Source organism: Corynebacterium sp. HMSC034E11 (assembly GCF_001835905.1).
GTDB lineage: Bacteria > Actinomycetota > Actinomycetes > Mycobacteriales > Mycobacteriaceae > Corynebacterium > Corynebacterium coyleae.
In genome coordinates this window covers 62234-75726 of sequence record NZ_KV826394.1, presented here as the reverse complement: position 1 = coordinate 75726, position 13493 = coordinate 62234, and the positions used below count along the sequence as shown (strand labels likewise).

General features: G+C 60.8%; 13 protein-coding genes. All 13 read left to right on the top strand.

The window, feature by feature from the left end; translation table 11 throughout:
• Window positions 1-927, top strand: a complete 927-nt coding sequence (gene fmt, locus HMPREF2690_RS04345; RefSeq protein WP_070820273.1) for a methionyl-tRNA formyltransferase — start codon at window positions 1-3, stop codon at window positions 925-927.
• Complete coding sequence (locus tag HMPREF2690_RS04340) at window positions 924-2402, top strand: RsmB/NOP family class I SAM-dependent RNA methyltransferase (protein WP_070820272.1); 1479 nt, start codon at window positions 924-926, stop codon at window positions 2400-2402. The genes fmt and HMPREF2690_RS04340 overlap by 4 nt, the downstream gene beginning before the upstream one ends.
• Before the next feature lie 9 nt (window positions 2403-2411).
• Entirely contained in the window at window positions 2412-3074 is a 663-nt protein-coding gene (rpe, locus tag HMPREF2690_RS04335) for a ribulose-phosphate 3-epimerase (RefSeq protein ID WP_070484833.1), read from the top strand.
• Complete coding sequence (gene ribD / locus HMPREF2690_RS04330) at window positions 3071-4066, top strand: bifunctional diaminohydroxyphosphoribosylaminopyrimidine deaminase/5-amino-6-(5-phosphoribosylamino)uracil reductase RibD (protein ID WP_070820271.1); 996 nt, start codon at window positions 3071-3073, stop codon at window positions 4064-4066. Before rpe ends, ribD begins: the two co-directional genes overlap by 4 nt.
• Window positions 4067-4069: 3 nt before the next feature.
• Window positions 4070-4657: a riboflavin synthase gene (locus tag HMPREF2690_RS04325; protein ID WP_070423115.1), complete on the top strand. Its 588-nt coding sequence runs from the start codon at window positions 4070-4072 to the stop codon at window positions 4655-4657.
• Between the two features lie 11 nt (window positions 4658-4668).
• Complete coding sequence (locus tag HMPREF2690_RS04320) at window positions 4669-5973, top strand: bifunctional 3,4-dihydroxy-2-butanone-4-phosphate synthase/GTP cyclohydrolase II (RefSeq protein ID WP_070451594.1); 1305 nt, start codon at window positions 4669-4671, stop codon at window positions 5971-5973.
• A gap of 19 nt (window positions 5974-5992) precedes the next feature.
• The gene (gene ribH, locus HMPREF2690_RS04315; RefSeq protein ID WP_070423117.1) at window positions 5993-6478 is read left to right on the top strand and encodes a 6,7-dimethyl-8-ribityllumazine synthase; all 486 of its coding nucleotides are present in this window, start codon (window positions 5993-5995) and stop codon (window positions 6476-6478) included.
• A 72-nt stretch (window positions 6479-6550) separates the two neighbouring features.
• Window positions 6551-7084 (top strand): PH domain-containing protein, encoded by a 534-nt coding sequence (locus HMPREF2690_RS04310; RefSeq protein WP_244268731.1) that lies wholly within the window; start codon window positions 6551-6553, stop codon window positions 7082-7084.
• A gap of 3 nt (window positions 7085-7087) precedes the next feature.
• Window positions 7088-9148, top strand: a complete 2061-nt coding sequence (gene uvrC, locus HMPREF2690_RS04305) for an excinuclease ABC subunit UvrC (RefSeq protein WP_070451404.1) — start codon at window positions 7088-7090, stop codon at window positions 9146-9148.
• A 77-nt stretch (window positions 9149-9225) separates the two neighbouring features.
• Window positions 9226-10134, top strand: coding sequence for an RNase adapter RapZ (gene rapZ / locus HMPREF2690_RS04300; protein WP_070423120.1), 909 nt, complete (start codon window positions 9226-9228; stop codon window positions 10132-10134).
• The gene (yvcK, locus tag HMPREF2690_RS04295) at window positions 10134-11114 is read left to right on the top strand and encodes a gluconeogenesis factor YvcK family protein (RefSeq protein ID WP_070451408.1); all 981 of its coding nucleotides are present in this window, start codon (window positions 10134-10136) and stop codon (window positions 11112-11114) included. Before rapZ ends, yvcK begins: the two co-directional genes overlap by 1 nt.
• A 54-nt stretch (window positions 11115-11168) precedes the next feature.
• Entirely contained in the window at window positions 11169-12158 is a 990-nt protein-coding gene (gene whiA, locus HMPREF2690_RS04290) for a DNA-binding protein WhiA (protein WP_070423122.1), read from the top strand.
• 259 nt (window positions 12159-12417) lie between these two features.
• Window positions 12418-13428: a type I glyceraldehyde-3-phosphate dehydrogenase gene (gene gap, locus HMPREF2690_RS04285; protein ID WP_070423123.1), complete on the top strand. Its 1011-nt coding sequence runs from the start codon at window positions 12418-12420 to the stop codon at window positions 13426-13428.
• The last annotated feature ends 65 nt before the right edge of the window (window positions 13429-13493 follow it).

The following is a 13493-nucleotide window of genomic DNA, read 5'->3' as shown; positions in this document are numbered from 1 at the left end:
GTGAGACTTGTATTTGCAGGTACCCCTGAGCCGGCGGCAGTGGCACTGGAGCGGCTGCTGGCATCGGAACATGAGGTAGTGGCCGTGCTGACGCGACCCGATGCACGCAAGGGTAGGGGGCGCACGTTGCATCCGTCGCCGGTGAAGGCAGTTGCACTCGAGCATGGCATTGAGGTGCTCACACCCGAGAAACTTGACGACGACACCGCGGCCCGACTGCGCGACATCGCCCCAGACGCGATCCCGGTCGTTGCGTACGGCAACCTGATTCCTGCTGGCATGCTCGATATTCCGACGCACGGTTGGGTGAACTTGCACTTCTCGCTGCTGCCGCAGTGGCGCGGTGCTGCGCCGGTACAGGCCGCGATCCGCGAGGGCGATGCCACCACCGGTGCGACGACGTTCCGGATCAACGAAGGGTTGGACACCGGCGACATTTTGGACACCCTCACAGACACAATTTCCGACGACGACACCGCCGGTGTTCTTCTCGAGCGTTTGGCGTACTCCGGCGCAGACCTGCTCGTTCGCACCATGGATGGTCTTGAATCCGGCACACTGACGCCGAAAGCACAGCCTGAAGAGGGAACCTATGCGCCAAAGATTCTCACTGCAGATGCGCGCGTTGACTGGGCCGCCGATTCCACGGTCATCGATCGGGCAATTCGTGCGCATACTCCAGCGCCTGGTGCATGGACTATGCGAGGCGAGGAGCGATTCAAGCTCGGGCCAGTAACGTCTGTCGATTCAACCGAGCTCGCCCCGGGCCAGGTTGCATTTGGCAAGAACGAGGTGCGAGTGGGAACCGGTACTCGTGACGTCGTGCTCAGCACGATTCAGGCACCCGGCAAGAAAATGATGAACGCAGCTGATTGGGCTCGAGGCTTGGCCAACGATGTCCGGGCGGAAGGGATGACGTTCGAATGAGTGGTGGATTCCGGTCACGCGCAGCAGGGCGCCGTGAACACCAGCCGAAGCGAAACGGGCGAGCAAACACGCGGCAGGCGCCGAGGCGTCGCAAAGAAGCTGCGTCCGTGAACGAAACCGCGCGCATCGGTGACCCGGCGCGCGAGGCGGCATTTGAGGTGTTGGTACGCGTCGAGCGCGACGCGGCTTTTGCGAACCTCACCTTGCCTACGGTCTTGCGTGAGCGAAAGATCACCGGTCGTGACGCGGCGTTTGCAACCGAGCTGACTTACGGTACGCTGCGCAGCCTTGGTGTTCTTGACGCTGTGATTGCAGACAACGCATCCCGCGGCCTGGACCGAATGGCTGTTGAAGTGCTGACTGCGTTGCGGCTCGGCACCTACCAGTTGCTGTACACGCGAGTGGAGGACCATGCGGCCGTCGACACCTCCGTACGTTTGGTTGAAGCGGCCGGTCAATTCAAGGCCAAGGGTTTTGTCAACGGCGTGTTGCGCTCGATTACGCGGACTCCAGCGGAGGAGTGGCTCCGCAAGCTTGAACCGGAGGACCCGCTTGCTGCGGTGGCGTTCCGCCATGCGCACCCGGTGTGGATCGCGGAATCGATCCGTGCTGCACTGGGCTCGAGAGACGACGAGCTTGAGGCTGCGCTTGAGGCTGATTCAGACCGCCCGGTCGTACATCTTGTTGCTCGACCAGGCGAGATGAGTGCGGAGGAGTTAGCGCTGGTCACTGGCGGAGAAGAGGGGCGCTACTCACCGTACGCCGTCTACCTCCCTGAAGGTGATCCAGGACAGTTGCAGCCGGTACGCGAGGGGCTCGCCGCAGTTCAGGACGAGGGCTCGCAGGTGATTGCGCGTGCAGTAGTGGACGTGCCGGTCGAAGACGACCAAGGCCGATGGCTCGACTTGTGCGCTGGGCCGGGAGGTAAGGCGGCGCTCATGGGGGCGCTGGCTGCTATCGATGGCGCAGTAGTTGATGCCGTCGAAGTGAGTCCGCACCGTGCTGAACTCATTCGGAAAACCGTGCGTGATCTTCCTGTGCGCGTCCATACTGCCGATGGTCGTCGCTCTGGCCTTGAGCCGGGCTACGACCGTGCTCTCGTCGACGCACCCTGTTCCGGTCTCGGAGCGCTTCGCCGCCGCCCAGAGGCGCGTTGGACCAAGCGTGAGGAAGACATCGCGGAACTCAACGTGCTTCAGCGCGAATTGCTCTCGGCTGCAATCGAGCTAGTTAAGTCCGGCGGTATTGTCGTCTACTCCACGTGCTCACCCGATGTGCGAGAAACCAGGGGAATCGTCGACACGATCCTCGCTGATGGCAAGGTCGAGGAGCTCGATGCGAGCCAGTACGCAGCGGGCATGGATGACGTTGGCGACTTGCCAAGCGTCCAGATGTGGCCGCATCGACACGGAACAGACGCTATGTTTTTCGCTGTACTGCGAAAACTCGGACCCGAGCCGACCACCGAAGTTTAAGGACACCTCATGATTTACATCGCACCATCAATTCTTGCCGCTAATTATGCAGCGCTTGGCGACGACGTCCGCAAGGTCCCCAACGCAGACCTGATCCACGTTGACATCATGGACGGCCACTTTGTGCCCAACTTGTCCTTTGGTCCCGACGTGACCAAGGCGGTTAACGGCGTGACGGACCAATTCCTGGATATGCATTTGATGATCGAGGAGCCGGAGCGGTGGTTTGAAACCTACGTCAAGGCCGGCGGCGACCGCCTCGTGTTCCATGTCGAAGCGACCGACGACCATGTAGCTGCTGCGAAGCAGTGCCGCGAACTCGGTGTACAGTCCGGCTTCGCCATCAAGCCAGGGACCGCAATCGAGCCGTACCTCGATGACCTCGAGCATTTTGATCAGGTCATGGTCATGAGTGTCGAGCCAGGATTTGGCGGCCAGAAGTTCATGCCCGAGGTCCTGGGCAAGGTGATGACGCTTCGCGATCGCATTGCGGAAGCGGGCCTGGACACAATCATTGGTATCGACGGTGGCATTGCCAACAGCACTATCGCACAAGCGGCAGCGGCCGGTGTGGACGCATTCGTTGCTGGTTCCGCCGTATTCGGCGCAGACGACCCAGCCCAGGCGGTAGAGCGCCTCCGCGAGTTGGCAACTGAGGCTGCGCAGGCGTGACACATGATAATCCCGCGTTAGCCAACGCGGTTTCTGCGGCCATAGCGGAGGGTGACGCAGTGCGCGGGACGACCTCGCCGAACCCGCCGGTGGGCTGCGCAATCGTGAACGCATCCGGGGAAGTTATCGCGACTGGCGGGACCTCTCCCGCGGGCGGGCCCCATGCTGAGGTCAACGCTCTGCGCGAAGCGGGACCACGGGCGAAGGGCGCGACTGCCGTTGTCACTTTGGAACCGTGCAACCACACTGGCAGGACAGGTCCGTGTACCCAAGCGTTGGTGGATGCCGGAATTGCGAGGGTGGTGTATCTGACCGCTGATCCGTTTGAGCCTGCATCCGGCGGCGCGGATTGGTTGCGAACACATGGATTGGATGTGGCCCTACTTCACACCCGTGTGGAGGCACTGCAGCCCTGGCTTCGCTCGGTGCGCAACAACCGCCCGAGTGTGACGCTGAAGTTTGCGTCGACGCTGGACGGGTTTACGGCAGCGGCCGATAAGACGAGCAAGTGGATCACTTGCGACGAAGCCCGCGCCGCTGTGCACGCAGATCGCACGAAACGTGACGCGATTGTCATTGGCACGGGGACCGCGCTTGCTGACAACCCATCGTTGACCGCCCGCCACAGCGATGGCGCTCTGTATGAGCACCAGCCGCGACGTGTGGTCGTCGGTAAGCGGGCTGTTCCCAGCGGCAACCTGACCGAGCTCGGGTTTGAGCAATACGACACTCCACAGGCCGCGCTGACAGCGCTGTGGAATAGCGGCGCGAGAGATGTGCTTGTAGAAGGCGGGGCAACATTGGCGGCGAGTTTCCTGGAACTCGACCTGGTCGACGCGGTGCAGGCCTACATTGCCCCTGCACTGCTGGGGGCCGGACGGGGAGTGCTCGACCGCGAAATCGCGGGAACGATTGGCGACGCTAAACGTTTCCGCACCACTGATGTGCGCCGGATCGGCAACGATGTGCTTATGGAAATGGAGAAGGACTGAACTGTGTTTACGGGACTCGTTGAGGAGATTGGTGTCGTCGACACGCTTGAGCAACTCGAGGATGCCGTTCGGATCGCGGTACGTGCGCCGAAGGTCACCGAGGATGCATCACCGGGGGACTCCATCGCGGTCGACGGCGTGTGTCTGACGGTGGTTGACAACGTTGCTGGCGTATTCACCGCTGACGTGATGCGCGAAACGCTGGATCGCTCGCGTCTCGGCACCTATAGCGAGGGGAGCAAGGTCAACCTAGAGCGCGCGTTGGCTGCTGGTCAGCGCATGGGCGGACATATCGTGCAGGGCCACGTCGATGGTGTCGCCGAGGTTGTCTCTCGCACGCCTTCGCAGCACTGGGAGGTAGTGCGCTTCACTCTGCCCGCGAATCTTGGTCGGTATGTGGTGGAGAAAGGATCCATTACGGTCAACGGAACGTCGCTGACGGTTTCCGCGGTTGGAGACGATTTTTTCGAGGTGTCGCTGATCCCCACCACGCTGCGCGATACCACTGCTGGTGACCTTACGGTCGGTGATCCGGTGAACCTTGAGGTGGATATCGTGGCCAAGTACGTTGAGAAAATGGTGCAGGGCTAGGGTTGAACGGTATGACAGCATCCGCCGGTAGCGCCGGTAATCACACCACCGAATTGGACACTGTGGAGGAGGCGATTGCCGCCATCCGCGAGGGCAAAGCAGTCGTCGTCGTGGACAGTGAGGATCGCGAAAACGAGGGCGATCTCATCTTCGCTGCACAAGACGCCACGCCGGAGTTGGTGGCGTTTATGGTGAGGTACACCTCTGGCTACATTTGCGTGTCCATGTCGGACGAACGGGCCACGGCCCTCGATCTGCCCCCGATGGTTGCGCAAAACCAGGACCTGCACGGGACTGCCTACGCCGTGACCGTTGATGCAGCAACCGGCACCACCGGTATTTCCGCACGTTCGCGCGCCACGACGATCGCATTGCTTGCCGACGATTCCGCGACCCCAGAGTCGTTTACGAGGCCCGGACACGTTGTGCCCCTGCGGGCGCGTGACGGGGGAGTGCTTGTCCGGGACGGACACACGGAGGCAGCGGTAGACCTTGCAACGCTTGCGGGTAAGGCCCCCGTCGGCGCACTGTGCGAGATCGTTTCTGAAGATGACCCTGCAGACATGGCTCGATTCGACGAGCTCCGCAGGTTCGCGAATACGCACGGGCTTCCGATGATTTCGATCGAGCAGCTCGCTGCGTACCGTCGCCAGCATGAACGATTTGTCGAACGCAGCACTGCTACTCGTTTACCAACGGAGTTCGGTGAATTCACTGCGGTTGGCTACCTGGATACGTTGACTGAGACCGAGCATGTTGCGCTGATCGCGGGGGAACTTGATGCACTGCGCGACGCCGAGGACGTTCTCGTCCGCGTGCATTCGGAATGTCTCACCGGCGATGTGTTTGGCTCCCGGCGTTGTGACTGTGGTCCGCAGCTTCAGGAATCAATGCGCCGCATTCAGCAGGAAGGCCGCGGCGTTATCGTCTACTTGCGTGGACATGAGGGACGCGGAATCGGGTTACTCGCCAAGCTGCGCGCCTACCGTTTACAGGACGACGGGCTCGACACCGTTGATGCAAACCTTGAACAAGGCCTGCCAGTCGACGCACGCGACTATTCCGCAGCAAGCGACATCCTTGCAGACCTGGGTATCGGTTCGGTCGATCTGATGACCAACAATCCCCAAAAAGTCGATGCCTTTGCCGGTCTGATCCCCAAGGTTGCTCACCGCAGTAGGATCGAAGTGGTTCCTAACCACGACAACATCGCCTATTTGCGGACGAAGCGCGACAGGATGGGACACGACCTGCCCGGCATTCTCGGTTGGGCTGAAGAACACAACACACAACACCCACAACACCACACCAACTAGGTATCAAGGAGACCCACCAGTGGCAGCTACTGGAGCACCCGAGGACTATTCCCTGCAAGCGGAGGGGCTTACCGTCGCCGTCGTTTACACCCGCTGGAATGAAAAGATCGTCGAGATGCTGCGCGCTGGCGCACGAGATGAGGCCCGAGAACTGGGCGTTAAAGTCGATGAATATGCGGTAGCAGGCGCGTTGGAGTTGCCAGTTGTGGTGCAGGCATGCGCAAAGCGCTACGACGCGGTAGTGGCCCTCGGCTGCGTCATCCGTGGCGAAACTGCCCACTTTGATTACGTTTGCGACTCTGTCACCGCTGGCCTCACCCGTATTGCATTGGATGAGGAAACGCCGGTAGGCAACGGCGTGCTCACGGTTGAAGAAGAAGACCAGGCTTACGAGCGTGCCGGTGGGGAAGACGCGAAAGAAGACAAAGGCGCCGAAGCGATGCGTGCGGCCGCTGGAGCCTTAGTTGAACTGCAGAAAGTTCGCGCTTTGCCGCTAAAGGGTTAAAGTAGCCGGAGCTAGCGCGGCACGGAGTCGTCGAGAAGCAAGAGCGTTTTCAAGTTGACAAGGAGTGCGGAAGTGACTGATCAACCAGCAGGCACACACATAACGAACGAGCAGGAAGCTGCTTACCTGACTGCGCTTGATCCGCACGCCAACACCTCGACGAAGCCGTGGGAGCTTGAGATTTCGTCGAGGTACCTGCGAACCGTGGCGATCGGCTGGATCATCCTTGTCATGGCCGTGCATTTCTTCATGGCGTGGGCCGTGGACGCGCAGTTCTCGGGCATCGCGATTACCAGCGTGGATAAGTTCGCGTTCGTTGGCGTTGGCCTGATTATTTCCGTCCTGTCCTGGATCGCACTGACTCGCCCTCGGGTGCGTGCGAACGAAGACGGTGTCCAGGTGGCCAACATCATCGGCACCCGTTTCTACCCCTGGACCGTCATTTACGGTTTGAGCTTTCCCAAGGGCTCCCGCATGGCGCGACTCGAACTTCCGGAATTCGAGTACGTCACCCTGTGGGCGATCCAATCAGGCGATAAAGAGCGCGCGATTCAGGCTGTCGAGCAATTCCGCAAGCTCGAAGCCAAATACATGCCTAAGGATTAACCCTTGGCTGACCCCCAGTCTTACCGCCCAGCGCCCGGAACGATCCCAACCGATCCGGGCGTGTATAAGTTCCGGGACCGCGACGGGCGTGTCATCTACGTTGGCAAAGCCAAAAATCTTCGTGCGCGCCTGAGCAACTACTTTCAGCCACCGGAGACTCTGCACCCGCGGACCCGGCAGATGGTCTACACCGGCGCTTCAGTCGAATGGACCGTTGTCGCATCCGAGGTAGAGGCGCTCCAGCTCGAATACACATGGATCAAGCGCTTCGACCCATGGTTTAACGTCATGTACCGCGACGACAAGACATACCCAATGCTTGCCGTCAGCGTGCGCGAACGCTACCCGCGCGCGTTCTTCTACCGTGGCCCCAAACGTAAGGGCGTACGCTATTTCGGCCCGTACTCGCATGCGTGGGCGGTGCGCGAGACCCTCGATCTGCTCACGCGCGTGTTCCCGATTCGGACGTGTTCCAACGGTGTGTTTAACCGTCACGAATCCCTTGGACGCCCTTGCTTGCTTGGGTACATCGACAAGTGTGCGGCACCCTGCGTCGGTCGTGTCGACGAAGCCGAGTACGACGAGATCGTCCAGGGCTTCCTTGGCTTCATGGCAGGTCGCTCCGAGAAGCTTGTCCGTGGCATCACCGCACAGATGGAGGAGGCCGCGGAAAACCTCGAGTTTGAAAAGGCGGCGCGGCTTCGCGACGACCTCGGTGCCGTCGAAAAGGTAATGGAGCGCCAGACGGTCGTCCTCAGCCAAGACACCGACGCGGACATCATCGCCTTTGACACCGACGAGCTTGAAGCGGCGGTGCAGATCTTCAACGTCCGTGATGGACGCATCCGTGCACAGCGGGGCTGGGTCGTGGAAAAAACGGGCGATGAGCCCGGAGCAGCAGAACGTCTGGAGGAAGGCCAGACCGACCCAACGTTGCCAACGTTGATGCAGAACTTCTTGGTCCAGTACTACTCGGATGCGGTCGAGCGAGTGAAGCAGGAGCGTGAAGAGGATCGCAAGATCGAAGCGCAGAAGGTTCGTCGCCGAGGCGTAGATCAGGAGTCACGTGCGCAAGCGGCGGCACCGATGCCGGTGCCGCGTGAGATTCTCGTCGAGACGCTGCCCGCGGAACTGCCGGAAGTGACCCAACTGCTCGAAGAACTACGTGGCGGGCCTGTGGACCTTCGCGTGCCGCAGCGTGGGGACAAGCGCGCACTGATGGAAACAGTGCACAAAAACGCCGCCGAAGCGCTCCACCAGCACAAGTTGAAGCGGGTCGGTGACCTGACCGCACGATCGCAGGCCCTGCAAGATATCCAGGACGCGCTCGGGATGGACGAAGCGCCGCTGCGTATTGAATGCACCGATATTTCCCACATCCAAGGCACCGACGTTGTAGCCTCCCTCGTGGTGTTCGAGGACGGTTTGCCCAAAAAGAACGACTACCGTCGATACCGCATCAAGGAAGCAGCCGGCGATGGTCGATCCGACGACGTCGGGTCCATCGCCGAGGTCACACGCCGGCGCTTCAAGCGCTACAACGAGGACAAACTCGCCAACCCTGATGAGGTCGCTGAGGCGCAGACCTTCGAGGACGAGGCCGACGAATCGACCGGTGCGAAACGCTTCGCTTACCCTCCCCAGTTGTTCATCGTCGACGGCGGCAAACCCCAGGTTAATGCCGCACAGGCTGTGTTCGACGACCTCGGCATCGTCGATGTACAACTCATCGGATTGGCCAAACGCCTCGAGGAAGTGTGGGTGCCAGACGACGACGAGCCGGTGATCCTGCCGCGAAACTCCGAAGGCATGTATCTGCTCCAGCAGGTGCGTGATGAGGCCCACCGGTTCGCCATCACCTACCACCGCCAGCAACGCTCGAAGCGCATGCGAGCGTCCGCCCTCGACGCAGTCCCGGGACTAGGCCCCGCGCGGAGAACCGATTTGGTGAAGCACTTTGGCTCGGTGAAGAAGATCAAAGAGGCTTCTATCGAGGAGATCCAGGAGGTTAAAGGCGTCGGTCCGAAACTCGCCGCGACGATCTACGAGCACCTTCATACGTAGCTGGTTGTGAGGCTGGTTTTGTGGCAGCTTTTGCGGAACCGCGACGCGGCTCGCTGCGCTTCGTTAGGATGAGCGCCATGTCCACAGCTTCTGCTCAAGCATTGCCACACGATTTGCGTTCCGCCAGTTGGCGTCCGGTGATCATCACCGGCTTGTCCGGTGGCGGATTGTCCACCGCAGCGAAAGTATTCGAGGACAAAGGTTTCTTCGTTTCACAGAATCTGCCACCCCAGTTAATTCTGGAGCTTGTGGACCTTGCAGCAGCGGACGATTCCCCAGTGGAACGGCTGGCGGTCGTGTCGGACGTGCGCGCAGACCGGTTCAACGGTTCATTGGCCGACACCCTTGAGGGGCTCCGTCGACGTGGTTACTCACCGTTCGTGCTGTTTCTTGAGGCGCGTGACGATGTGCTGATCCGCCGATTCGACTCCGTGCGGCGCACGCACCCGCTGCAGGGCGATGGTACCTTGCAGGACGGCATCGATCGCGAACGCGAGGAAATGGAAGGCATCCGTTCGGCCGCAGATGTCATCATCGACACGTCCAATTTGTCTGTGCACGACCTACGCCGCGCTGTTGAGGCATCGGTCGGCGAGCTGCCGGTGGAGCGTCAACACGTCACTATTGAGTCTTTCGGATTCAAGCATGGTTCGCCACGTGACGCTGATCTGATCATTGATGTGCGATTCCTACCCAACCCATACTGGGTTGAGGAGCTGCGCGACTTCCGCGGTATCGACGCACCTGTAGCAGACTATGTCCTGTCGCAGGATGGTGCGAAGGAATACGTGGATCATTTCGTTGATCTGTTGTCGAGCACGTTGAAGGGCTACCGCCACGAAGGTAAGGACTTCATCACTGTGGGCGTTGGCTGCACAGGTGGGCACCACCGCTCGGTTGCGGTCGCAGAAGCGATCGGGAGGCGACTGCGACAGCAGGGCCAAGTTGATGTCAATGTCATCCACCGTGATTTGGAGAAGCACTAATGCGCGCGACTGATCCCGCGGCGATGACGTACACATGCCTCGGGGGAGGGCATGGGCTCTACCAGACGCTCACGGCCGCGCGCGTTGCCGGCGCAGCTCGTATTAACGCTGTGGTGACAGTTGCCGATGACGGCGGCTCGTCGGGCCGCCTGCGTCGCGAGATGGAGATTGTTCCTCCGGGAGATCTCCGCATGGCGCTGGCAGCGCTTACCGACGACAGCGGGGACGGCGCGATGTGGCGCGACACGCTCCAGCACCGCTTCGGTGGGCATGGCGCAATGGCTGGACACGCCTTGGGAAACTTGATCATCGCCGGACTTGCGGAGCGCCTTGGTGACACACAAGCGGCGCTGGACCAGGTTGGCAAATGGACCGGCTCCCAGGGACGAGTCATTCCAGTGAGCCCACAACCCCTCGACATTGAAGCTGATGTTGCAGGGCTTGACGACGACCCACGGGTGCTGCGCTCTGTACACGGCCAAGTCGCCGTTGCGACGACACCGGGCACTGTGCGCCGTGTGCGGCTGACTCCGTCCGAACCGCCAGCGAGCCGGGACGCCATCCAGGCGATTATGGACGCGGATCTGGTCACCATTGGGCCTGGTTCGTGGTTTTCCTCTGTGATCCCGCACCTGTTGGTGCCTCAAGTGCGCGATGCGCTGAACGAGACCGAAGCGAAGGTGGTTGTGGTACTTAACCTCTCCCCAGAAGCAGGGGAGACCCATGGGTTTACCACCGAGCGTCATATCCATGTCTTTGCGCAACACGCCCCCAACCTGCGGGTTGATTGCTTCCTGGCGGACAGTGACATGGTGACTACGCACGGTGAACGTGAAAACGTCCGCCGTGCGGCGGAACGGCTCGGCGCGGACGTCGAGTACCGCTCCTTACGCGTCGAAGGCGACGATGGTGTGAAGCGCAACCTTCATGATCCGTTGAAGCTTGCTGCTGCGCTCAAGGACCTCTCGACGAGCAGCTAACAGCTGCAAGCTAGACTGCTCCGGGTTAAAGGGGGCGATGAAAGGACGGAAACATTGGCGCTTACGGGCAAGGTGAAAGAAGAGCTACTCGCCGTATCTTGTGGTACCACCGAGGCTCGGGCGGCGGAAGCCACCGCGCTTATTCGTTTCGCCGGCTCGATCCAGCCTTCCGATAACGGTCTGGCCATCGTCGCAGAATTCGGCGAGAAGCCGGTGGCGGTGAGGCTCGCGGAATCCATTCAAGAACTCTGCGCAGTCCAGCCTGCCATCGAGACCGTACCCCCTGTCCAAGGCAGTAAAGACACCACGTATGTCGTTCGGGTGGAACGTGACGTGGCTGATGTCATCCGCCGGCTGAAGCTTGTGACAGCGTCTGGTCACCCGGTGGTTGGTATGCCGCGACAGGTGATTTCAGGATCAATGGCCGGCGTTGAGGCAGCTTGGCGTGGCGCGTTTCTCGCGCGAGGAAAGCTGATGGAGCCTGGCCGTACCGCGACCCTTGAAGTGGCGTGCCCGGGCCAGGAAGCTGCGCTCGCACTCGTTGGGTTGGCCCGTCGTCTGTCGGTGACCGCGAAGACCCGTGAAACCCGAGGTGTGGAGCGAGTGACTATCCGCGACGGCGAGACCATCGGAATCCTGCTGAGTCGTATGGGGGCACCACTGACCCGCCTGGAGTGGGACCGCAAGCGCGCGGCGAAGGCTGTGACAGCGAAGGTAAACAACCGCTTGGCTACCTTCGATGACGCCAATACGCGCCGTTCGGCGCAGGCTGCAGCAGCTGCTGCAGCACGGGTGGAGCGTGCGATGGACATTCTTGGCGACGATGTTCCTGAGCACCTTGCAGAAGCGGGCTACCTCCGCGTGGAACACCGTCATGCTTCACTCGAGGAACTTGGTCGTTTGGCTGACCCGCAGATGACCAAGGACGCCGTTGCAGGACGTATTCGACGACTGCTGTCGCTCGCTGACCGTCGAGCAGCCGAGATGGGGATCCCGGACACACACGGAGTGGAAACGGCTCCGAATCCTGTGAATTCAGATTAACGTCCAGAAGGTGTTCGGAATCACAGTTGCCTGCGGGGTACATGAGGTGCCCTGAGCGGGCGGTATTTCCCCAGGGGGAGTGGGGGTGCTGAGGTGTCGTGGTGTGGGAAACCACATTCGGAATCGGCACGGCGGGGGAATGTTCCCCCTGGTTGTGGGGAGGGGGCCTTGGGGCGAATTTGCGCCCTGCAGGCTGTGAGAGGCGCAGATACACTGGCTTGCGTACGAGGTTTTCTACAACCATCGAGGAGAAAATACAGTGACTACGCGCATTGGCATTAACGGTTTCGGTCGTATCGGACGTTCCGCGCTCCGCATCATCGAGGACGAGTACAAGGGCGAGCTCGAGGTCGTCAAGATCAATGACTTGACGAACAATGAGACTCTCGCACACTTGCTGAAGTACGACACGGCCTACGGCCAGTTCAAGCACGACATCGAGTACGACGACCACTCGATCTCTATCGATGGCCGCCGTATTGAGGTCTCCGCTGAGAAGGACCCGGCAAACCTCGCCTGGGGTGACTTGGATGTTGACATTGTGCTGGAGTGCACCGGCGTATTCCGCAAGGGGCCGGAGGCTCAGGCACACATTGATGCTGGCGCGAAGAAGGTCATCATCTCCGCACCGGGCAAGGAAGTTGACGGCACCTACGTGTGGGGCGTGAACCACGCCGACTACACGGGCGAGGAGAACATCATCTCCGCGGCATCGTGCACCACGAACTCGCTCGCGCCGGTTGCGAAGGTCCTCGACGAGGCGTTCGGTATCGAGCGTGGCCTGATGACCACCATCCACGCTTACACAGGTGACCAGCGGATCCAGGATGCTCCGCACAAGGACCTGCGTCGCGCCCGCGCGGCAGCGCAGAACATCGTTCCGACGACCACCGGTGCAGCTAAGGCTGTGGCGCTCGTGCTCCCGAGCCTTGAGGGCAAGCTCGATGGCTTCGCAATGCGTGTGCCGACCATCACCGGTTCCGCCACCGACCTCACCGTGACCCTGGGCAAGGATGTCACTGTCGAGGAGGTCAATGCGGCAGTGAAGAAGGCTGTGGAGGACAGCGAGTTCGGCCAGGCGCTGAAGTACACCGAGGACCCGATTGTCTCTTCCGACATCATCGGTGACCCGCACGGCGCTATCTTCGACGCTGGCATGACTCGCGTCATCGACGGCAACCTAGTCAAGATCATCTCGTGGTACGACAACGAGTGGTCTTACACCGCCCAGTACATCCGTCTGACCAAGCTGGTTGCGGACAAGCTCTAAGTTATGGCACCCCCGGGTCCGTGGCGCTTCCAGCGCGGCGGACCCGTTTTTCATACGATGGGATG